The sequence below is a fragment of the Pseudobutyrivibrio ruminis CF1b genome, assembly GCF_000424005.1.
Classification (GTDB): Bacteria; Bacillota; Clostridia; order Lachnospirales; family Lachnospiraceae; genus Pseudobutyrivibrio; species Pseudobutyrivibrio ruminis_C.
Genome location: NZ_AUJB01000008.1, coordinates 896,765 through 918,978, shown reverse-complemented (window position 1 = coordinate 918,978; position 22,214 = coordinate 896,765). Strand labels below are relative to the sequence as shown.

General features: G+C 37.8%; 17 protein-coding genes. All 17 read left to right on the top strand.

Annotation, left to right across the window (positions count from 1 at the left end):
* A partial coding sequence (locus G592_RS0106565) for a DUF6531 domain-containing protein (protein WP_028247122.1) occupies positions 1 to 5,145 on the top strand: 5,145 nt, incomplete at its 5' end.
* 2 nt (positions 5,146 to 5,147) lie between these two features.
* The gene (locus G592_RS0106560) at positions 5,148 to 5,582 is read left to right on the top strand and encodes a hypothetical protein (protein ID WP_028247121.1); all 435 of its coding nucleotides are present in this window, start codon (positions 5,148 to 5,150) and stop codon (positions 5,580 to 5,582) included.
* A 400-nt stretch (positions 5,583 to 5,982) separates the two neighbouring features.
* Positions 5,983 to 7,557, top strand: coding sequence for an RHS repeat domain-containing protein (locus tag G592_RS17330; RefSeq protein WP_081660323.1), 1,575 nt, complete (start codon positions 5,983 to 5,985; stop codon positions 7,555 to 7,557).
* A gap of 14 nt (positions 7,558 to 7,571) precedes the next feature.
* Positions 7,572 to 7,892 carry a hypothetical protein gene (locus G592_RS0106550; protein ID WP_028247120.1) on the top strand — a complete coding sequence of 107 codons (321 nt, stop codon included), beginning with the start codon at positions 7,572 to 7,574 and terminating at the stop codon, positions 7,890 to 7,892.
* Between the two features lie 161 nt (positions 7,893 to 8,053).
* Entirely contained in the window at positions 8,054 to 8,254 is a 201-nt protein-coding gene (locus G592_RS0106545; protein WP_028247119.1) for a hypothetical protein, read from the top strand.
* A gap of 90 nt (positions 8,255 to 8,344) precedes the next feature.
* A complete protein-coding gene (locus G592_RS0106540) occupies positions 8,345 to 8,560 on the top strand; it encodes a hypothetical protein (protein WP_028247118.1) in 216 nt (71 codons plus the stop codon).
* 81 nt (positions 8,561 to 8,641) lie between these two features.
* Positions 8,642 to 8,935, top strand: a complete 294-nt coding sequence (locus G592_RS0106535) for an RHS repeat-associated core domain-containing protein (RefSeq protein ID WP_028247117.1) — start codon at positions 8,642 to 8,644, stop codon at positions 8,933 to 8,935.
* 183 nt (positions 8,936 to 9,118) lie between these two features.
* Entirely contained in the window at positions 9,119 to 9,436 is a 318-nt protein-coding gene (locus G592_RS0106530) for a hypothetical protein (RefSeq protein WP_028247116.1), read from the top strand.
* 183 nt (positions 9,437 to 9,619) lie between these two features.
* Entirely contained in the window at positions 9,620 to 9,946 is a 327-nt protein-coding gene (locus tag G592_RS0106525; protein WP_028247115.1) for a hypothetical protein, read from the top strand.
* A gap of 13 nt (positions 9,947 to 9,959) precedes the next feature.
* Positions 9,960 to 10,673, top strand: coding sequence for a hypothetical protein (locus G592_RS0106520; protein ID WP_155942162.1), 714 nt, complete (start codon positions 9,960 to 9,962; stop codon positions 10,671 to 10,673).
* A 493-nt stretch (positions 10,674 to 11,166) separates the two neighbouring features.
* Complete coding sequence (locus G592_RS0106515) at positions 11,167 to 12,345, top strand: lipase family protein (RefSeq protein WP_028247113.1); 1,179 nt, start codon at positions 11,167 to 11,169, stop codon at positions 12,343 to 12,345.
* 147 nt (positions 12,346 to 12,492) lie between these two features.
* Positions 12,493 to 16,401, top strand: coding sequence for a type VII secretion protein EssC (essC, locus tag G592_RS0106510; protein ID WP_051194785.1), 3,909 nt, complete (start codon positions 12,493 to 12,495; stop codon positions 16,399 to 16,401).
* 12 nt (positions 16,402 to 16,413) lie between these two features.
* Positions 16,414 to 16,659: a hypothetical protein gene (locus tag G592_RS0106505; RefSeq protein WP_028247111.1), complete on the top strand. Its 246-nt coding sequence runs from the start codon at positions 16,414 to 16,416 to the stop codon at positions 16,657 to 16,659.
* 103 nt (positions 16,660 to 16,762) lie between these two features.
* Positions 16,763 to 17,188: a cell division protein ZapA gene (gene zapA, locus G592_RS0106500; protein ID WP_028247110.1), complete on the top strand. Its 426-nt coding sequence runs from the start codon at positions 16,763 to 16,765 to the stop codon at positions 17,186 to 17,188.
* Positions 17,189 to 17,242: 54 nt separating this feature from the next.
* Positions 17,243 to 19,351: a peptidase U32 family protein gene (locus G592_RS0106495; RefSeq protein WP_028247109.1), complete on the top strand. Its 2,109-nt coding sequence runs from the start codon at positions 17,243 to 17,245 to the stop codon at positions 19,349 to 19,351.
* Between the two features lies 1 nt (position 19,352).
* Complete coding sequence (locus tag G592_RS15830) at positions 19,353 to 20,681, top strand: FtsW/RodA/SpoVE family cell cycle protein (RefSeq protein WP_051194784.1); 1,329 nt, start codon at positions 19,353 to 19,355, stop codon at positions 20,679 to 20,681.
* Positions 20,638 to 22,107, top strand: coding sequence for a peptidoglycan D,D-transpeptidase FtsI family protein (locus tag G592_RS0106485; RefSeq protein ID WP_081660321.1), 1,470 nt, complete (start codon positions 20,638 to 20,640; stop codon positions 22,105 to 22,107). The genes G592_RS15830 and G592_RS0106485 overlap by 44 nt, the downstream gene beginning before the upstream one ends.
* Positions 22,108 to 22,214: the final 107 nt, after the last annotated feature.

Below are 22,214 nucleotides of genomic sequence, written 5' to 3'. Positions count from 1 at the left end.
GATAAGGTTACTCTTGATTTTGGTAAATATGAGGACTCACTCAAGGGCATTGGCGAGCAGATTGAAAATCTGGCTGCAGATTTGAATGCTACCTGTTCCGAGGTAGGAAGTTATCTTGCACCAGATTACAGAAATTATTTTGCTACAATGGAGACTCTTGCCAGCAATGATGGTATGAGTGGTGTTGCTCCTGATACAAAAAAGAAGTTTGAGAACTTTGATTCCACACATGCAAATGATGTAAGCATGAGTGTTTACCAGACTCTTTACGATACCATCATGTCTAATATTGAGTCATTTATTAATGGTATCGGAAATGGCACAAGCTATGATATCAGAACATATAATGGTAAGCACTTTGACCTTAAGTGGGACAGTCCATTAAACCACCTTTCTGGTGCAGCTCTTGAAGAATACCTTAAGTATGTAGAAGACATGCATGCATACTTAAAGGGTAAGAAGGAGCGTTGCGAGGTTTACAAGTACGACCCTGTAAACATGTGTAACGGTAACTACATCAATGAGCATACAGACATTACTCTTGGTGGAAGATACGAGCTTAAGTTTGAAAGATTCTATAACTCTATCGCTAATGAGCTTAAAGACCTTGGCTGGGGTTGGACTCATAACTTTGAGGTTCGTATATACGATATCCAGGGAGCTGACAAAATCCGTATCGCATATGCGGATGGTAGTGAGGGTACCTTCAAAAAAGAGAAAAACTTCTACGTGGAAGAGCACGGTGAACCAGGTATTCTTGAAAAGCTTGAGGATGGTATGGGATATATCATCAGACAGGATGACGGAAGCTATGAGAAGTTTGACGGGGCAGGTCTTCTTGTATCCTTTGGTGATATCGATGGAGATCATACGGTTGTTTCTTATGAGCTTTTTGAGGATAGAGGCAGAAGACTTAAGAGCGTAGAGACAAAGAACGGCAATTCTCTTTTATTTACATACTATGAGGATGGCGTTAATGCCGGACTAATCAGTAAAGTGACCGACCATACAGGCAGGTTTGTTTGCTATACCTATGATGAGAAAATGCAGCTTACAGAAATCACAGAGCTTGATGGTGCTGTAAGAAAGTTTACTTATACAGAAGATGGAAAGATTAAGGATGTAATTAATCCAAAGGGAATCGTAGCCATCACAAATGAGTATGATAAGCAGCATCGTACAGTAAAGCAGAGCTTCCCTGATAACTCGGTAATGACTTACGAGTATGACGATATCAATAAGACTACCACTGCAACAGAGCAGAACGGTAATAAGGTAGTCTATACTCATGATGATTTGGAGCGTCATACAGCTACAGAGTACTATGACGGTACTGAGTATTACACTTATAATACAAGAAACCAGAAGACTAGCTTCACAGATAAGCGTGGTAATACAACACGTTTTGCCTATGATAACAAGGGCCACCTTACAAAAATTGTGGATGCCCTTGGTAATAAGACATTTATCACCTACAGAGCTGATGGCAAGCCTATGGCTGTAAAGGGGCCTAAGGGTGAGGAATATAAGTATGGATACAACCTTGAGGGTAAGCTTTTTGAGCTTAGAAATCCTCTTGATGAGACTAACAGATTCTACTATAAGGATGGAAATCTTTATAAGACCAGAAATGCAAACGGTGGTGTGACTCTTTTTGATTATGATGAAAAGGGTAACGTAAATACAATAACTGATCCAGACGGAGTGGTTACAGAGTATGCTTATGATGAGCTTAACCGTGTGGTGGAGACTACCACAGCTGACGGGGCAGTTACAACATACGAATATGATAAAGCTGATAGAATCGTAAAGACTACAGATGCTCTTGGTAATACAAGAGAGTATACCTATGATGAAATGGGTAAGGTTACATCTGTAAAGGAAGCTGACGGCACAGTCAAGTCCTTTGAGATGAATATCATGGGACGTGTTTCAAAGGTAGTTGATGAGGCTGGCTTTGTAACAGAAATCACTTATAACGTAATGGGCAAGCAGGAGGAGGTTATCCTGCCTAATGGTGGTACCATTAAATATGAGTATGACCCACTTATGCGTCTTACTAAGGTTACAGATCCAGAGGGAAGAACAAGTGGATATGAGTATGATAAGAATGGAAATGTAACAGCTGAGTATCTTGGTGATATCAGAGTAAGAAGTCTTGAGTATGATGAGCTTAATCGTGTAACAAAAGAGACAGATGCTCTTGGTCATGAGAAAACCTATGCTTATGACGAAAATGGAAATGTAATTGAAGCAACAGATACTTTAGGTAATAAGTTCACAAGAGACTATGACTTACTTGGCAGAGTAATCTCTGAGACAGATGCTCTTGGAAATAAGACATCATATACATATACAAAGCTTGGAAATATCGAAACTATAACTGATCCAGCTGGAAGAGTTCGTAAATACGAATACACAGATGGTGGAAAGCTTAAGGCTATTTACTTCTGTGGAAGATTAGAGCAGAGCCTTGATTATGATACAGTCGGAAGAATTGTAAAGAGAAGCTTTGCTGATGGCTATGAGATTTCTTACAGCTATGATGTCTTAAGTCGTGTAGCAAAAGTAGAAGGCTCGGATGGCCGTACAGTTTCATACGAGTATGATGCCATGGGACGTGCCACAAAGGTTGCAGATGGCAGAAGCACAACACTTTATACTTACACAGCTACAGGACGTCTTAAGAGCGTATTGGATGCTCTTGGCAACGAGACGGCATACACATATGATGCCCTTGATAACCTTAAGAGTGTTCACAGAGCTGAAGGCAGAGTTGAAGATGACAAGATGCCTGTAGTAGGTGAGGATGGTCACGTAACACTTTACTCTTACGACCTTTCAGGACAGCTTACAAAGATAACAGATGCCCTTGGGCAGGAAGAGACTTACGAGTACGACCAGTATGGACGTCTCGTGTCTAAGAATGATAGAGATGGATATAAAACTACATATGTTTATGACATAACAAGTCAGGTAAGTTCTATTAATTATGCAGACGGCAGATGTGTAGAGCTTTCTTATGATGCTCTTGGAAAACTTATTCAATTTAAGGATTGGCTTGGAGTAACATCAGTTGAAAGAGATGCTATGGGAAGAGTATTATCTGTAATAGATTACAATGGTAAAAAGGTATCTTACACTTATGGTAAGGTTTCAGAACGTACATCTATTACATATCCAGATGGAAAGAAAGTAGATTATATCTATGATGATAAGCTTCAGTTAAGTGAGCTTAGAAGCGGGGTTGATACAACAAACTATGTATATGATGAGTTTGGTAGACTTACTCTTAAGCTTTTAGCAAATGGTGCTTCAACTCAGTGCTCTTATCTTCCAGGAGGATATTTGAACAGCCTTGAAATGTTTGATTCAAATGGTGTACTGGATAAGTATACATATAAATATGATGTCCAGGGCAACAGGGCTGAGATTGAAAGATTTAGAAGAGATTTAAATGATATCTCTGGAAAATATAAGTATGAATATGACCTTGAAAACAGACTTACTCAGGTAAGTTTTAATGGTGACCCATTAAGAAGCTACAGCTATGATGCTTTTGGAAATAGAAGTTCTTTAGTTGAGGATGGTATTTCAACACAGTATAATTATGATGTACTTGATAGACTAATTGAGTCAGTAAATGATGTTGAAACAAAAGCATATGGTTATGATAAGCGAGGAAATCAGACAAGTGTTTCTGTAAATGGCATAATTGAAAAGACATTTACATTTGATGCTTCAAATATGCTTTCAAAGGCTACCGATGCTGTAAGGGGTGAAGCAACCTATAGCTACAATGGCTTTGGTAAGCGTGTAGCTGTTGCTAATCCTGAAGAGAAAATTGAATATTTGCTTGATCTTACAAAAGATTACCACAACATGCTTGAGCGTACCGTAAACGGAGAAACAGAAGTTTACACTTATGATAGCAATGTTGTATCCATGTCAAAAGCAGGAAATGATTATTTCTATATGCTTGATGAGCTTGGTACAGGCATGTATCTTACAGGAACAGATGGTGTTGCTACATCAACATACGCTTATGATGAGTTTGGTAGAAATATCAATCCATTCACAGGGCAGAAGGAAAAGCCGGCTTATACAAAGAAAGGTAATATCATTCAGCCTTTAGCATTCACAGGCTACCAGCATGATGAGATTACTGGCAGCTACTTTGCACAGGCAAGATACTATGACAGTAATGCAGGAAGATTTGTTAGTGAGGATAAGGTTAGGGGATTTGTTGGAAGTCCAAATACAATTAATCATTATCTGTATTGCTGGAATTCACCTGTTGATAAAGAGGATTTGGATGGTAATTTTGCAACAATTGTAATTGGAGCAGCCATTGGTGGAGTTATTGGAGGTGGAGCTACTGTTGTATCTTCTTTGGTTAAAGGAGAAGATATAAGTTGGAAAGAGGTTGGTAAAAATGCCTTGATAGGAGTAGGCGCTGGTGCAGCGATTGGTACTGGTGTTGGAGCAGCAGCAATGTTAGCTGAATGCGCAGGAGCTTCTGCAACAGTAGCAACGGGAATAGCTGTAGGTGGTGGAGCCGTTGGAACGGCTAGTGCAACTATTGAAGCGACTAATGAAATAAAAAATGGGCAAACCATTAATATGAATAACATAGTAAGTGAGGCCGGCAAGGGCACATTAAATGGAATGATTGCAGGTGCTTCGTTGGCACTTAATCCAGTGGGTGCAGGATCAGGCTTTATAATTCAAGGAATATCAGATGCTGTTTCTGGAGAACAGTCTTCCATAGAAGCGTACACCGGAGCAATGTTTGCAGGAGCAATTGTTCCCGAAGTTAATATTAAAGGGATGTCGGATATAGCTATTTTAAAAAATATGTTTTCCGCAGGTTTTTTAGGCGGCTCAGTAAGTGTTCTAATGGGGGATGCATTAGAAGTAATTAATGATAGACAAGAACACTCTGTATTATCAACTGCCTTACACAGTATATTTTCTGGTGTAACTTCTGGAATATTATCTCCTGTTATTGGGTATTGCCTACCATTTGATGTAAAATTTTTAACTGGTAAAAATTATGGTGAAGAAGTATATAAGATATTAGAAGAATATGCTAATTTTGCATTAGAGCAATTATATCAGGAATATATTTGTGGAGAGAACTAATAATGGAAAAAGAATTATTTATCACGCTAGTATTAAATATGGTTTTAGTTGGAATAGCTGTAGTAATGTATTTGATTGATCTCTTTGGAAATAAAATATTATTATCGGAAACTATTACAAAATCATTTAAAATGAGTTCTAGAGATATACTAATAGTTAAGATTGTTCTTGGACTAATTGTGATATATTTGTTTTATGTGACTTTTATATTGGGTTTTTTAGATATTAAATTGTTAAAGGAAGGTAACATATCCCGTATAGATGGTTACGCCGATAATACTGTTCAAGAAAACAAATATTTTAGTGATTTAAAAATTCAAACAGATAAAGATAATATGACTATTCACATAAGAAAGCCGCAGAAAGATGTTTACAAGGGGGACTATGTTACCGTATATTATCTTAAAAATACAAAGCAAGGGTTTATAGCTCAATAAACGATAATGAAAAAATAAAAGAGACTAATCTCATTATTTAAAAATATCAGCTAGAGCTAAGACTTGGGTTAAAATGCAGCCAAGGAAAGCTGCATTTTAATTTTGCTAAAGCAAAACATAGATTTCTGAAAGGGGTTTCAGAAATCTATGCCATATACGGATTGAACTAATCTGATGATTAGTCCAATCCTACGATGCATTTGGAAACAGAACATTACTTGCTGAGAACGAGACAAGGACATCATACACATATGATGTATTAGACAGACTTGTTCAGGCTAAGGAACTTAATAACAGCCAGGCTATCGTAAAATCTTACGAATACGATAAGCGTGGTAACCAGACAAAAGAATTTGTAGATGGTCTTTTACAAAAGACCTTTACTTTTGATGCAACAAATATGCTATCAAAAGTGGTTGACTCAAATAAGGGAGAGGTAGAGAACCAGTATAACGGTCTTGGCTTTAGAGTTGCATCTACCCGCCCTGAAGAGAAAATTGAATATCTTTGTGACCTTTCAAGAGACTACTATAACCTTCTTGAGCGCACAGTTAACGGCGAGACAGAGTCATTCATCTACGATAATAATGTAGTATCTATGTCTAAGGCTGGAAGCAACTACTACTACCTCCAGGATGAGCTTGGTTCTCCAATGTACATGACAGGAACAGATGGTGTAGCAGTGTCATCTTATGCTTTTGATGACTTTGGAAGAAACGTAGATCCATTTACAGGCAAAATCAAAGAGGCAAACCATAAGCACAGCTACACCACTGATGGCAACATCATTCAGCCATTTGTATTTACAGGCTATCAGGAGGATGAGGTATCAGGCCTTAAGTTTGCTCAGGCGAGATTCTATGATGCAAACACAGGAAGATTCCAGAGCGAGGATAATGCGAAAGGTTGTATCAGTACGCCATTTACAACAAATCACTACGGTTATTGTTGGGATAACCCAATAGGTATCGTAGATATAGATGGAAATTTACCGAAGTGGGCAAAGACCGCACTAAAAGTAACTGCATGTGTTGGTATAGCTGCAGTTGGTGCTGCAGCGGTTGTAGTTACATGTGGAGCAGCTGCACCAGCAGTAGCAGCTATAGCAGCAGGAACAATTTCGGCTAGTACAGTTGGAACTGTGGTAGCAGCAGGTGCTATTTGTGGTGGGGTATCATGTCTTACATGCCAAAGCATGGAGATGGTTATGGGTTCCCGCAAAAGCATAGATAATAGTGCAATGGTAGGTTCAATGGTCGGTGGCGGCGCCATGGGATTAATGGGACCTGCATGCACTAGTTTAGGTGCAACCATGATGGCGGGCGGTGTATCAGGCGCGACTGGAGATATAGCGGCACAGGCGTATAGAACAAAAGGTGGTCCAATAAACGCTAAGGAAGTAGCGGTATCCGCAGCGGGAGGAGCATTACTTGCTGGCGCAGGTTATGGTGTAGCTAAGGCGCTGAATCCTGGAAGAGTAAATGTTACTCAAGAATGTGCATCTGAGTCAACTAATTCATCTGTTACTTATGGTTCTAATGATATTGCAAATTATGAATATAATATGATAGAGAATCCTGGACCTTTAGCAGATTTACCTAATCAACCAGCTAAGAATTATTATGGTGGACGATATAACATTGATGTTTTACATGAGGATAGAATTATGTATAGAGCAGGTAATTCTACTAATCCATATGGTAGGTGGTTTACAAATGAGCCACCAAGTTCTGTAGCAAATGTTAGAATTGATACAGCAGTAAAACCAAATTGGGTTAATCCTCAAACTGGGGTTTTAGAGGGGACATCATATATAGATACGGTATATGCTATTAAAGTTCCAAAAGGTACTACAACATATCCTGGACCAGTTGGACCACAAGGTGGAGCATATGTTGGCGGATACGATAAGATGCAAACATATATTGATGCGCCATGGGATTTTGAAGTTGTAGGTAGTTGGCCATTACATTGAGTTGGAGGTAGAAAATGCTTAATCAAGAAGAATATTTACTTTTGAGAAATGCATATATTGAGATTGGAAAGCTTGTTCAAAAATATGGATATGGAGAGTATGACTCCATATTAATTATTCTAATGAATCAAATCAAATGTATTGATTCTACAGAGGCTGATGATGATAAATTGCAGTATTTGGTGGAGAGTTACCAAAGTATTTTTACATCGCGTGGCGGATTGAGCGATTTTGTTGTTTATGATAAAGATAATGAACTTAGAAATCAGCTTAATGAAAAATATACTAAGAATGTAGATGTAGTTTGGAAAATATTGAAAAGATATATACTGTAATCATTTGAATATGAAAATAATTAATATGTCTATTTGACTCAATTATTATATTAAAGTACAAGATGCATTTCAAATTGGACCACATTAGAGCGACTGCATTTTCAATTGAAATACAATGGTACAATTAAATTCAATGATGTTAGTATTGTAGGAGAATAGAAATGGACAAGGATTCAATGCAGAGTGCAGTAATAAAATTAATAGAAAAATATATACCTGATAGAATTGATTTAAAGGAATTAATCAAGGAGGATACAGATAGCGTAAAGTATATTTTGGAAGAGATAGATAGATATAAGACTAAAAGTTATGAAGAAGTGGATTTGGATATTATAAAGGATGTTTTCTTTTTCTGGGGATAATGTTTCAGAAATCTATGCAATGTACGGGTTGGACTAATCTGATGATTAGTCCAATCCTACGATAAGCGTGGTAACCAGACAAAAGAGTTTGTGGATGGTCTTTTATCAAAGACCTTTTCTTTTGATGCAACAAATATGCTTTCAAAAGACTACTATAATCTTCTTGAGCGCACAGTTAACGGCGAAACAGAGTCATTCATCTACGATAATAATGTGGTAAGCATGAGCAAATCAGGCAATAACTACTATTATCTACAGGATGAGCTTGGTTCTTCAATGTACATGACCAATTTCACGATTTTCTAGCATAAGCATTGAAAATCGTGAACAGCGACGAGCCCATCAGCGAAGCTGATTATAAATGGCGAGTCTCCCCGAACAGATGGAGTGGCTGTAAGTTCATATGCTTTCGATGACTTTGGTAGAAACGTAGATCCATTTACAGGCAAAATCAAAGAGGCAAACCATAAGCACAGCTACACCACTGTTGGCAACATTATCCAGCCATTTGCTTTCACAGGCTACCAGGAGGATGAAGTATCTGGCCTTAAGTTTGCACAGGCGAGATTCTATGATGCCAATACAGGCAGATTCCAGAGTGAGGATAATGTAAAGGGATTTATTGATAGTCCATTTACAATGAACCATTATGGCTACTGCAGCTGGTTATGGATTTTCTAAATGATGCATCAAAATTATATACGATGACTATACCTGGTGGATCGACTTTGTCTGGCTTAGAAGGTACTGTCGGTTCACAAGGAATGGGATTGTATGGAGGAGCACATCAGGTATATATAGACTATCGATCAGTTCCTCAAGATTGGATAAATGTAACGCCGACAAATTGGTTGAGGTAGAAAAATGAAAAATATAAATGAGAAAGAGCACGAAGAATTACTTGAAATTTTGGAAGAGCTTATTTACACAATCAAAAAAATGCGATTGAGTAATAATGATACTCTTCTGTTAAATAATGAGCTTGAAGCTAATGAATGGTTTGATTATTTGAAAAATCATATAGATGTGGAGGAAGTACATTCTCTTGAAGTGGCAATCTCTGATCGATTCTTTTACAAATATGATGTTCAAATTGAAATATCGGAATTGGATGACCGAAGAGCAGAATTATTTAAGTTGTTTATAGCAAAAGCATGTGAAATATGCAATAAGAGTAAATAGTTTCAATGAATGTTAAAGTGCCTCGTTTGACCCCATTACAAAATAATTACGCTGTAATAAAATCGTAAAGGGGTTAGGCACCGGTTCTTCGGGACTTCATATGATGAAATATTTAACGGTGTAGCAATACCTTCTATACTAGAACCAAGTAAGTATATTGTATATCGCACATATGGTGATGGATTGATTACATATAATTATCAAAATAAGGTACCTGTTGATTGCGTTGAATGCGCACCAGAACCAAATGCAGCATTAAAAGCTTTACAGTATAATCTACATATTGATGATAGTACGATGGATAAAATATTAGTAGGAGGTGCAATAGCTGCTGCAGTACTTATGGTAGTTTTAATTGCTGTTATTGCAGCGGATGATTTATCTGGTATAGGAACAATGGATGATGGAGCATTAGTACCGCTAATATCGGTGCTGACTAATGATATTCAATTTTTGATAAATTATTCTTCTCAATTGATTAATTCGTCACCTAGTTTATGTGCTGGATAGAATGGAGAAATCTATGATTAAAACATATAAATCTATTATAAGAGATATATTGGAACCCGAAGCTTCTAAACGAGGATTTGTTTACTCTTCTGGACGAAGGATGATAGCGACAAAACCATTAGCTTATTATGACAGAATTGTAGAAGGAAAAAAGCAGGGATATGAAATAATTCAAGATTTGCTTGATGATGGTACAGTTATTTTTCGTGGTTTTGGAGTGGAAAAAAAATACTATTATACTGACGAGAATTCATTTAAGGAATGCATCCTTAAGATTGAAGAATACTTAGAAAATGAAGGATATTTTATACTTGATAAAAATCTTCAAATAAATAAATTTTCGCGCGAAGATGTTTTGTATGTTGAGAAAAATTATGAAATGCTTGCAAGAGAATATGTTTCAAATAGGCGTTTATTACAAATTGATGTTAATGATGCTATAGATATTATATCGAATGATTTAGAAAAATTGTTTAAAGTAGAATGGATTGCAGCAAAGGAAAAATTAATTGAACTATCAGCAGCATTAACTGTAGTAATGTTACATTTTTTCTCAGGTACATATATTACACGTTATGATAATGCAGAATATTATTATGTCGATAGAATAAAAGATATTTCAATTGTTGTGTCTGAAGCTCCTATTCAGTTAATATATGATGCTTATATTGAGTGCGATTGCGAAACATGGTTAAAGGATTTCATTAGTTCCTATTTTGATCAATAAAAAATAAGTGCTTAATTGTGAAAGATTAATAATTGTATATAAACAGCTACTAGTAAGATGAAAAGTCACTTTTATAACACGGACTATCGTAAAAATCTATGCCATGTACGGATTAAACTAATCTGATGATTAGTCCAATCCTACGATAAGCGTGGTAACCAGACAAAAGAATTGAATATCTTTGCGACCTTTCAAGAGACTACTATAACCTTCTTGAGCGCACAGTTAACGGTGAGACTGCAAAGCAAATTAGGCTTTGCAGTTTTTTCATACTTGCAGATATTGGTCTGTTTTTTTAATTTGAGAAAAATATTGTGGAACAAGGTTGTTTGGAAATAAAAGAATAGAATAATAACAAGTTTGACTTTTATAAATATATTGTGTGACAAATCGCAATACTTACAAAAAAACTCTTTTTATTGATTTGATTTTGGCAAGCATTCGGATACTAATCTTGATATATTAGTTTCCGCATTAGAAAAGGAGAAAAACAATGAAGAAAAGAGTTTTAAGATTTTTAGCTACAGCTCTTGCTGTTACAACTGTTTTTGTTAATCCAATCGTTTCAGAGGCTGGATCAATTCTTCCATCAGGCGGAGAATATAATTACGTTCTTCACACAGAAACTGATTTTAAGCTTATGGATATGGTTTATAAAATCCAGAATGGTGAGACAGTAACTTTTGAGAATGCTGCTCAGATGGCAACACTTACTAAGGTTGGTTATGCAGATTATCAGACAGCTGGTCCTATTTCTATCACGGAGGGTAGAATGACTTATAATACCTACTGGGGTACTGAAGATAAGGAAGTTTATGTAGTAGCACTTTCAGGAACAGAGACAATCGTTGAGAATCAGACTACAACTATTAAGGAAGATCTGTTATCAGGCTTTGAATTAAGTAATGAGTATAAGACAAATGTAAAGAATGCTATCATTGATAGAATTCCCGCAGGTAGCAATATTATTCTTGCAGGACATAGTCTTGGTGGAATGATTGCACAGCAGGTGGCAGCTGATAAGTATATTAAGGACAATTACGAGGTACTTAATACAGTTACATTTGGTTCACCTCTTATCAAGGGCTTCACTCGTGAAGGTATGGTAAAGAGACTTGGAGATACTAGTGATAAGAATCCATTCTACAGTGTTTCTACATTTCTTAATATTGCATGGCAGTATGCCGGTGTTAATCACGAAGATGGTGGTTATAATGGAGATTCACCAGCTGCTCATTGTGATAGCTACTTACGCGAAGACGTTTGGGGAAGCTACGATTGCTGTGGTGAGAAGAAAGGAAGTACTTTATGGGTACAAACAGGTACTAGAATGCTTACTTTAAACTTCGCTACAACATCATTCTATACTTCACTTTATGGAACAACATCAGTAGTTGGAACATCAATTATTCCTACAAAGACACCAGTTGAGAGCCTTGACTTAGCTAAGCAGGCAGTTGCTGACGGCTATATATCTGAGGATGTTCTTGCTAAATATACAACTTTTGTTCCTGCAACTAACGAGGATTCTGTTGAAACAGAAGTTTCTGAGGTAATGGAGTCTGATGCTGAAGTGGTTGAAGCTGACACTACTGAGGATGATATAGAAGAAGTTATTGATACAGAGCTTGATGATACAGCAGTTGCTGAGGATGAAGCTGTAGTAGAATAAATTGTTCTCGTAAATATAACGTTAATAAAATAGATAAAGATAACTTTAAACTGCAAGGCCATTTAGGCTTTGCAGTTTTTTCATATCTATGCTTTATAATAATTACGCGAAATGAAATTATCTCACATCTTTTATGGAAGGTAATATATGATTACACAGGATTTTAAATCAAATAATCAGCCGAAGAAGCAGGGAAAAGCATTAGAATATCCAGAGTTCTTTCTGAAGGCAAGGGAGCTTTATGAGCTGCCGGATGAAAAGCTGGAGGTGCTGAATCCAGAAAATCCACCACAGGAGCCTAAGAAGAATCTGATTATGACTCTTACTCCTGTTTTTCTTATGCTGCTTCTCATGGTATTTGTCAGAAGTCGTATGATGAGCGGCGGAATTATGTATGTTATTTATTTTGCCGCATCTATGATGATTGGCGCAGCCATGTCTGTTTGGACTTACATCGATAATGGTAAGGATTACAAGAAAAAGATGGCTGAACGAGAACAGAAATACAGCGATTACATAAATAATAAGGTTGAGGAGATTAATAAGCTTCGCAACAAGGAAAAGAATATTATTACTCGAAGGAATCCATCACTAGAAACAACTGTAGATAGGATTCTTAATTTTTCTCCAGACCTTTTTGAAAAGCGTAAGGAACATGAAGATTATCTCGATGTTCGTGTAGGTACGGGAAATGTAAAATCACTTCTACAAGTGGAATATTCCAAGCAGGAGTATGTCCATGTTTATGATGATTTAATAAATGTTCCAGAGCGCATCCACAATCAATATGAATACATTCCTCAGATGCCGGTGGTACTACCACTTGGTAAGGTGAATGCATTAGGTTTTGTGGGAAACAGAACCAAGCTTTATCACATCATGAAGAATCTGGTACTTACTATTGCAGGACAGGAATCATTTACAGATGTAAAGATGGTATTTTTGTTGGATGAAGTTTATGCTCCATATATGCAATGGGTTCGCTGGCTGAAAAATACCTATGATGAGGAGACTGGCTCCAGAAACATCATGTATGATGATGAAACCAGCAAGCTTGTGCTTGGAAATATTTACGGAGAGATTTCAAAGCGTGAAGGACTGCGACCTGATGATGTTAAGGCGCTTCCGGATTATATCGTATTCGCGTTTAGATCAGAGCGTTTGTCTGAACATCCTGTAAGTAAGTATTTTGATACAGCAAGAAAATATGGATTTACATTTATTTTCTTTGAGGAGACAGAGGCTCTTTTACATAAAGCGTGCGAAATCGGTGTTACATTAAGTGACAGCGATAATGTGGGCTGGGTAAAGGATTTAAAGGATGCCACTGAAATACAGGAGTTTACATATCCTCATGTAAGCAAAGAAATAGCAGAGCAATGTGCAAGAAAGCTGGCGCCTGTTTTTATTAAGGAGCCATCCCTTGAGAATGACTTGGTAAAGAGCATTACCCTTTATCAGCTACTTGGTATTAAGAACATTAATGAGCTCTCATTGGCTAACAGATGGAATAATTCAAGAATATATGAATCTATGGCTGCGCCACTTGGATTGAAGAGCGGTGGAGATGTTGTGGCTCTTGATATTCATGAGAAATTCCATGGCCCACACGGTCTTGTGGCTGGTACTACAGGTTCTGGTAAGTCAGAAATTCTTCAGAGTTACATTCTGTCCCTTGCCACACTGTTCCATCCATATGAGGTGGGATTCATTATCATCGATTTCAAAGGCGGTGGTATGGCCAACCAGTTTAAGGACTTGCCACATTTAAATGGAGCCATCACAAACATTGACGGCAAACAGATAAATCGATCGCTGATGTCTATTAAGGCTGAGCTTATTAAAAGACAGGAGCTCTTCGCCAAATATGATGTTAATAAGATAGATGATTATATTAAGCTCTTTAAAAATGGCACAACACCTACGCCGCTACCTCATTTGATTGTTATTGTGGATGAGTTTGCAGAGCTGAAAAGTGAGCAGCCTGAATTTATGAAGGAGCTTATTAGTGCTGCTCGTATTGGACGAAGCCTTGGCGTTCATCTGATACTTGCCACTCAGAAGCCAGCAGGCGTGGTAAATGACCAGATTTGGAGTAATTCAAAGTTCAAGCTGTGTCTGAAGGTTCAGGATAAATCAGACAGTAACGAAGTGTTGAAATCACCTTTGGCTGCAGAAATCCGTGAGCCTGGTCGTGCTTATATACAGGTAGGTAACAATGAAATCTTCGAGCTCTTCCAGTCAGCTTACAGTGGAGCTTACATCACTGACGCTCATGCCAGGGCTGTAAAGAAGTTTGAGATTTCTTCTATTGATCTTGCTGGCCGAAGGAAGACATTGTTTGCCCAAAAGCCTGAGAAGAACGATAACACAGTTACAGAGCTGGATGCTATTGTTGAATATATTCATAATTATTGTGAAGATGCTGGCATCACCAAATTACAGGAAATTTGTCTTCCTCCATTGGGGGATGTTATTCCGTACCCTGATAATCTTACTAAAGAGGGTACTGATATTGTGGTGCCTGTGGGTATTTACGATGATCCTTCACGTCAGGCTCAGAGGGAGCTTGTGGTGAACTTTACCCAGAATCATGTATTTATTTTGGGTTCATCACTTTCTGGAAAGACTTACCTTGTTCAGAATATGATTTATGGTCTTACCACAAAGTACACTCCTGAAGAGGTCAACATTTACATCCTTGATTTCGCGTCAATGGTTATGAAGGTCTTCGAGCAGTTGAAACATGTAGGTTCTGTAATCAGTCTGGCTGACGAGGATAAACTGAAACATTTCCTTGATATGCTTCAGAAGAAGATAGATGAAAGAAGAGAAGTTCTTGCAAATGCAGGACTTAGTTCTTTTGGCGCATATAGAGATGCAGGAAATACTGATATTCCTCAGATTGTCATTTTCCTCGAGAACTATACAGCCTTCAAGGATGTTTATGCCAATTATGAGAGTCAGTTTATTAAGATTTGTCGAGACGGTGTGGCTCTTGGTATTTCTATCGTAATTACGAATCAGCAGATGAGTGGAATCGGCTACAGACTCATTACTAATTTCTCGACAAAGATTGCCATGAACTGTAACGACCGTGCCCAGTATTCTATGCTTATCGATAAGTGTAGGACTCAGCCAGATGAGATGCCGGGACGTGGTCTTATAACTATTGATAACGAGGTTATGGAGTTCCAGACTTATCTTGCATTTTCTATGGGCAAGGAAGTGGAGCGAATTTCCAAGATTAAGGAATATATTGAGAAGATTAACAGAAAATACAAGACAACCACTGCCGAGCAGGTTGATTATGTTCCAAATGTTTTGAATGATGAGTACCTTATCACAAGATTTGGAAGTGCCAAGATGACAGACTACAAGATGCTTGTAGGTCTGGGCTATGCCAAGGCTAATCCTGAGTACAATGACCTGGTTAAAAAGCCGTTGCTTGCTATCCTTGGAAGGGATGATTTGGGACGCAGCGATTTTATTCGTTACACCATGGATAAGTTTGGTGAAAGTGTTGGCGATTTCCCTGTAGAAATCACTATCATTGATGATGAGAAGGGAAGTCTTTCATACTGCCAGGACAACCCTGCCCTGAAGCATTACACTGAGGATCAGATGGAGATTATCGACGTTATTGAAGACGCCTATAATATTGCAAAGGGTCGCTTCAATAAGAAGATGACCGGAGAATCTATTTTAGGTGAGCCATTACAGGTTATCGTACTTGCCAGTCCTAAGATTACGGATGTTATCAGAGAAAGCGGGGAAGTATACGATAAATTTAAGAGCCTTATTACAAAATATGCAAACTGCAGGGTTTCAATTATCTTTACAAACGTGGAAAACGTAACTTTGAATGCACTTTCTAATCCAGTATTAATCGTTATCCGAAATTGCATGAATGTTCTTTGCTTCGAGGATATGGCTGATATTAAGTTCGTTGATATTAATGTTAATATCAAGCGCCAGGTTAAAAAGCCAAATACCAAGGGTGATGCATTCTTTATCAGCGATGGAAAGATTATGAGAGTGAAGACTGTGGAATAGGAGATTAGCATTATGAAGGATAAAATGATAATTGAATTTTGTTGGGGTGACAGCAAACAGGATATTGAAGTTCCAAAGTCTCTTACATGTGATGAACTGATTTATGCCTTGAATGAAGGCATCGGTCTGGGGCTTGATGTTAATAATGCTGATAGTTTTGCGTTTAGCTGCGATGTGGCAAAATCAGCTATAAAAGGCGAGAAGACTTTGGAGGAAGTGGGACTGATGGATGGTGCCACAGTAATTTTGCATGAATAATCATTTTTCTTGTTAGAAATTCAATTTGTATCGTATAGTTCTCTTGTTTTTACATACAAAGATAGCTATAATAAATATTGAATTTCTGACGGGAGGATGCGTTATGGTTTCCGAGAAAAGCGCAAAGGTGCTTATAGGCGGAAAAGTATATACGTTAAGTGGTTACGAGGAGGAAGAATATCTTCAGCGCGTAGCTAATTACATCAATTCTAAGCTTGATGAGTTTAATTCGATTGATGGTTATAAGCGTATTTCAGCTGACCTTAAAGCAACATTATTAGAGCTGAATATTGCTGACGACTACTTCAAGGCCAAAACACAGGTTGAATCTCTGGAGTCAGATTTGGATATTCGTGACAAAGAAATATACAATCTTAAGCATGATTTAATTTCAGCTCAGCTGAAAACTGAGACATTAGAAGAGACTATTGCAAAGCTTGAGAAGGAGAACAAAGAACTTCTTCTTCAAAAGACAAAGCTTGAGGCTTCCCTAGAGGATGCTCTTCTAGGTTCGTTATCAGACAATTAATCAGAGTCCCTTCATAGGGACTCGTTTTTATTTTCATTTTTATAAAGGAATTTTATGAACAAATTAGAATTACTTTCACCAGCTGGTGACTTACAAATCTTCAAAGCAGTGGTAGATGCAGGCGCTGATGCCGTTTATTTCGGTGGCGATTTATTTGGAGCCAGAGCCTATGCTAAGAATTTCATTATTGAAGAGGCTGCAGAGGCCATTAATTATGCCCATCTTCATGGGAAAAAGGCATATCTTACAGTTAATACACTTCTTAAAAATCCTGAGATAGAAGGTGATTTATACAAATACCTTCGAGCCTATGTAGAAAATGGCATTGATGCATTTATTGTTCAGGATTTTGGCGTCTTCAATTTTATACGCCAGTATTTTCCAGATACTCACATTCACGTAAGTACCCAGGTGAGCACCTGCACAGGCTATGGTGCAAAGTTATTAGAGGATTTAGGGGCTGCACGAATAGTTACCGCCCGTGAGATTTCCTGTGAGGAGATTTCAAAGATTCACAAGATGTGCCCTGATTTGGAGATAGAGAGCTTTATTCACGGAGCTCTTTGTGTCTGCTATTCAGGTCAGTGTCTCATGTCTTCAATTTTGGGAGGCCGCTCTGGTAACAGAGGCCGCTGCGCTCAGCCTTGTCGTTTGCCATATGATGCTTTCGACGAGAATGGCAAGAAGCTTAATAAAAAAGGAAATTACATTCTTTCACCAAAGGATTTCTGCACTATAAACTATCTGCCTGAGATGATTGAGGCTGGAGTCATGTCCTTTAAGATTGAAGGACGTATGAAGCAGCTTTCTTATGCTACAGGTGTAGTTAGTGTTTACAGACATTATCTGGATGAATATTTATATAAAGGTGCTCGCAATTATTCTGTTTCTCAGGAGGATATCCAGAAGCTTCTTGATTACGGAAACAGAAGTGGTTTCACAGATCTTTATTTACACAAGCATAATGGGCCAGAAATGATTACTTTTGAGGCACCATCACATACAAAGGCTGATACAGATATTGCCTATGAGAATTCATCTAAGATTAAGGTGGACTGTCGAGTTAAAGCACTACTTGGAGAAGAATTTTCAGTTCGTTTTTACGATAATGAAGGACATGAAGGTTCTGCTGTAGGTCAGATTATTGAAAAGGCTAGCAAAAAGCCTACTTCAAGAGAAGATATTGAAAAGGCTGTTTCTGGTCTTGGAAATACACCTTTGGAATTAGGAAAGCTTGATATAGATGTTGATGATGATATTTTCCTTCCTGTATCTGTGATTAAAAATGCCAGAAGAGAAGCTGTTGAAAAGTTTTTGACTAATATTTCAGGAGAGGTTTCTAATCCTACCATCAACGAATTTGAGAAACTTACATTTAAGGGAAATCTTTCTCAGAGGCAGGATACTTTTGTTACGGTATCCACTATTGAGCAGCTTAAGGCAGCAGCTGATTTTTCTTTCATAAAATCAATTGCTGTACCAGCTAACTTATATAATGAAGCCCGCGGAATTTTTGATGGAGATTTATATATTTATCTGCCACCTATTTTAAGAGCAGAATATACTGATATTTCCATTCCAGATACAGCGGCTGGAGTTATTGCTGCATCATTTGATGAATTAGGCTGGCTTAAAGATATGGGATATCCTTTCGAGAAGGTTATTCTTGATCACAGGCTTTATACTTTTAACAACCGTAGCATTCAGGGCTTTAGAGCTCTTGGTTTACATCGTGACTGCATTTCCTATGAGCTTTCCTTAAAGGAATTAAAGCACAGAGATAATGCTAATTCACAGATGATAGTATATAGCCGTATTCCTATGATGATTACAGCCAACTGCACTATTAAAAACACAGTGGGCTGCAAGAAAAATAATGATACGGTCACTCTTGTAGACCGTAAAAATGAAAACCATATAATCAAGTGCAACTGCGATTATTGCTACAACACTATCTACAATAGCAAGAAGTATATTGCCTTTGATTTGAAGGATGATTTACTTGGACTTGGTGTCAGGGAATTCAGACTTGATTTCACTTTGGAGGATTATAAAGAGACTCAGGAGATACTTCGTATTTACGATAATGTATTTAACAATAATCAGATGGTTCATATTAAAGAAGATTACACAAAAGGACATTTAAAAAGAGGCGTAGAGTAAAGTGGTTAGCGTAATTACTTCTTTTTCCAGAATTACAATATTATCTTATATTATTATATTCACTGTTATAGACCTGATTCAGATGTTCGAGCCTAAGTTAAACGAGGCAGTGAGCAGTATTCTTACCACGATTCAGGCTGTTATGATAGTTTTATTTCTTTGCAATTCGGCAGCTGTTGTTTATTTTGCAAAGGAAAATCCCTACATAATTCTTACGACTATTATTCAACTGTTATTCCTGGCAGTTATAGCCATTATTTTAAACAATCTGTCAGTGCCTGCTTCAAAGGCACTGATTAATAATGTGCTGTTGATGCTTTGTTTTAGTTTTATCTTTATTGAGAGATTGAACTTTAATAAATCTATCCGCCAGCTTATCAATGGCGTTTTTGCTTTGATTGTGGCTACTGCAGTTATATTCATTCTTAGAAAAATCCTAGAGATTTCACGATATCTGTTTATATTTGCAGCTATAGGTATTGTTTCGCTGCTGGCAATCAGCTTCCTTGGAAATGTTGAATATGGTGCCAGACTTTCATTTAATGTTTTGGGCATTCGTATTCAGCCAAGTGAAATAGTGAAGCTTACTTACCTGTTTTTCATAGCAGGCTGCATAGTTACTTTTAGAGATTTCAGAGGTTATCTGTTTTCTACCATAGGTGCAGGTATTCATGTACTGGTGCTGGTTCATTCCAAGGATTTGGGAACAGCCCTTATTTTCCTGGTGGCCTATGTATTTCTTACATTTATTGCATACAAAAATTATATTTTACTGGGTCTGGAAATAGGTGGAGCTATCATAGGAGGCATTATTGCTTTTAATACGTTTCCTCATATCCAGACCAGATTTATAGCATGGCTTGATCCGCTTTCTGTAGTAGACAATCAGGGGTACCAGATTTCCCAGTCCTTGTTTGCCATCGGCACTGGTGGATGGCTGGGCTCAGGCATTTGTAATGGTATGCCAGCCAAGATTCCAGTAGTTTTATCGGACTTTATTTTTGCGGCTGTTTCAGAGGAAATGGGAGCGGTTGTGGCCATCTGTCTCATTATTATTTACATGTGTTCTACAGTGATGTTCCTTAATATGGCTTTTAACTGTTCCAGCAGCTTTTACATGCTGGTGGTAAGCGGCCTGGCTATTATTTTTGCTATTCAGACTGTATTAAATATAGGAGGCGTTATTAAATTTATTCCTTCTACCGGTGTTACTTTGCCATTTATCAGTTATGGTGGAAGCTCACTGGTATCTATGTTTACAGGATTTTTCATAGCTGAATGTTCCGATGATTTATGGGTTTCAGCGAAAGGCAGAAGAAGATATGACTAATAATCACAACAAGAAATCAATTCGCAAAGAAATATATGTTACAGCTGTAATATTTGGGATTCTTTTTGTGGGAATGATTTCTTATTTCGTGCGATTTCTTGTGGTCGATGCAAACAGCTTTATTTATAATTCCTACAATTCCAGATTTTCTGTATTTGCAGATGATGTGGAGCGCGGAAGTATTTACACCGCAGATGGAAGAGCTATTGCCAAGACTACCAAGGATGAAGAAGGTAAGGAAGTACGTGTCTATCCAGACGAGAGGCTGTTTTCCCATGCTGTTGGCTATGTAGGCCACGGTATGGCAGGATTGGAAGCCTATTATTCCTTTGATTTACTGAAGAGCCACATTACGCTTTCTGACCAGATTAATAACAGTCTCACTGGGAAGAAAAGTATGGGTGACAGTCTTTACACTACACTGGATTACGACGCCCAGAAAGCGGCTTACGACGGGCTTGGAATGTTTGATGGGGCAGTTATAGCCATAGATCCAGACACAGGTAAAGTCATCGCCATGGTGTCTAAGCCTGACTATAATCCTAATACTATCGATAAATACTGGGATGATATAAATGACAGCGAAAAAGGTGACTCAGCCCTTTTAAACAGAGCTACAAACGGTTCTTATCCTCCGGGCTCCACCTTTAAGATTGTGACTACTCTTGCTTATTTAAGAGATGGATATGACCCATCTGATTTTTCTTATAAATGTAATGGAAAGTTTGACGTGGATGATTACACTATCCACTGCAGTAGCAACAAGTCTCACGGCCAGGAGGATTTGCTGCAGGCCTTTTCTAATTCCTGCAACAGTGCCTATGCGGCTATGGGTGTGGAAATAGACAGGGGTAAATTCCAGTCTACGGCAGAAGCATTATTGTTTAATGATACTTTGCCTACCATGATTAATGGCACAAAAGCTTCCAAGTTCTCTATTAATAGTGATACGAAGGAGAGCATTGTGGCCCAGACAGCCATCGGTCAGGGAAAGACTACAGTGTCGCCCCTTCATATGTGTATGCTTGTTTCGGCTATTGCTAATAATGGCCAGCTGATGGAGCCTTATATTGTGGACCGTATAATCAGTGATGATGGGGAAGTGGTTAGCGAGACAGAGCCTGTATCATATGGGCCTCTTATTACAAGCAGAGAGGCTGATTTGCTAAATGAGTATATGGAAGCTGTTGTTACAGACGGAACAGCGGAAAAGGTGGATTTTGGCGATTTAAAGGTATATGGAAAGACAGGTACTGCCGAGTATACTGAGAATAAAAAGATTACTCATTCCTGGTTTGTAGGTTATGCCAAGGATGAAAATGGCAAGAAGTTAGCAATCGCAGTAATTATGGAGGGAGCAGGCTATGGCAGCAAGTATGCAGCCCCTCTGGCAGCTAGTGTTTTCGATGCTTATTTTGGAAAATAGCAATTATTCATATTTATTTAGGAAAAAATGATTGCAATTTCTAAATTGCTTTGCTATAATCCATTTGTTGCTTAATTCGAAGCAACTTGGTTTTTGAAATATTTTAC

Excerpts from the sequence above, each read along its gene's own strand:
- G592_RS0106560 (WP_028247121.1), top strand. The coding sequence starts at position 5,148 with ATGGAAAAAGAATTATTTATCACGCTAGTATTAAATATGGTTTTAGTT.
- G592_RS17330 (WP_081660323.1), top strand. The coding sequence starts at position 5,983 with ATGCTATCAAAAGTGGTTGACTCAAATAAGGGAGAGGTAGAGAACCAG.
- G592_RS0106550 (WP_028247120.1), top strand. The coding sequence starts at position 7,572 with ATGCTTAATCAAGAAGAATATTTACTTTTGAGAAATGCATATATTGAG.
- G592_RS0106545 (WP_028247119.1), top strand. The coding sequence starts at position 8,054 with ATGGACAAGGATTCAATGCAGAGTGCAGTAATAAAATTAATAGAAAAA.
- G592_RS0106530 (WP_028247116.1), top strand. The coding sequence starts at position 9,119 with ATGAAAAATATAAATGAGAAAGAGCACGAAGAATTACTTGAAATTTTG.
- G592_RS0106520 (WP_155942162.1), top strand. The coding sequence starts at position 9,960 with ATGATTAAAACATATAAATCTATTATAAGAGATATATTGGAACCCGAA.
- G592_RS0106515 (WP_028247113.1), top strand. The coding sequence starts at position 11,167 with ATGAAGAAAAGAGTTTTAAGATTTTTAGCTACAGCTCTTGCTGTTACA.
- essC (WP_051194785.1), top strand. The coding sequence starts at position 12,493 with ATGATTACACAGGATTTTAAATCAAATAATCAGCCGAAGAAGCAGGGA.
- G592_RS0106505 (WP_028247111.1), top strand. The coding sequence starts at position 16,414 with ATGAAGGATAAAATGATAATTGAATTTTGTTGGGGTGACAGCAAACAG.
- zapA (WP_028247110.1), top strand. The coding sequence starts at position 16,763 with ATGGTTTCCGAGAAAAGCGCAAAGGTGCTTATAGGCGGAAAAGTATAT.
- G592_RS0106495 (WP_028247109.1), top strand. The coding sequence starts at position 17,243 with ATGAACAAATTAGAATTACTTTCACCAGCTGGTGACTTACAAATCTTC.
- G592_RS0106485 (WP_081660321.1), top strand. The coding sequence starts at position 20,638 with ATGATTTATGGGTTTCAGCGAAAGGCAGAAGAAGATATGACTAATAAT.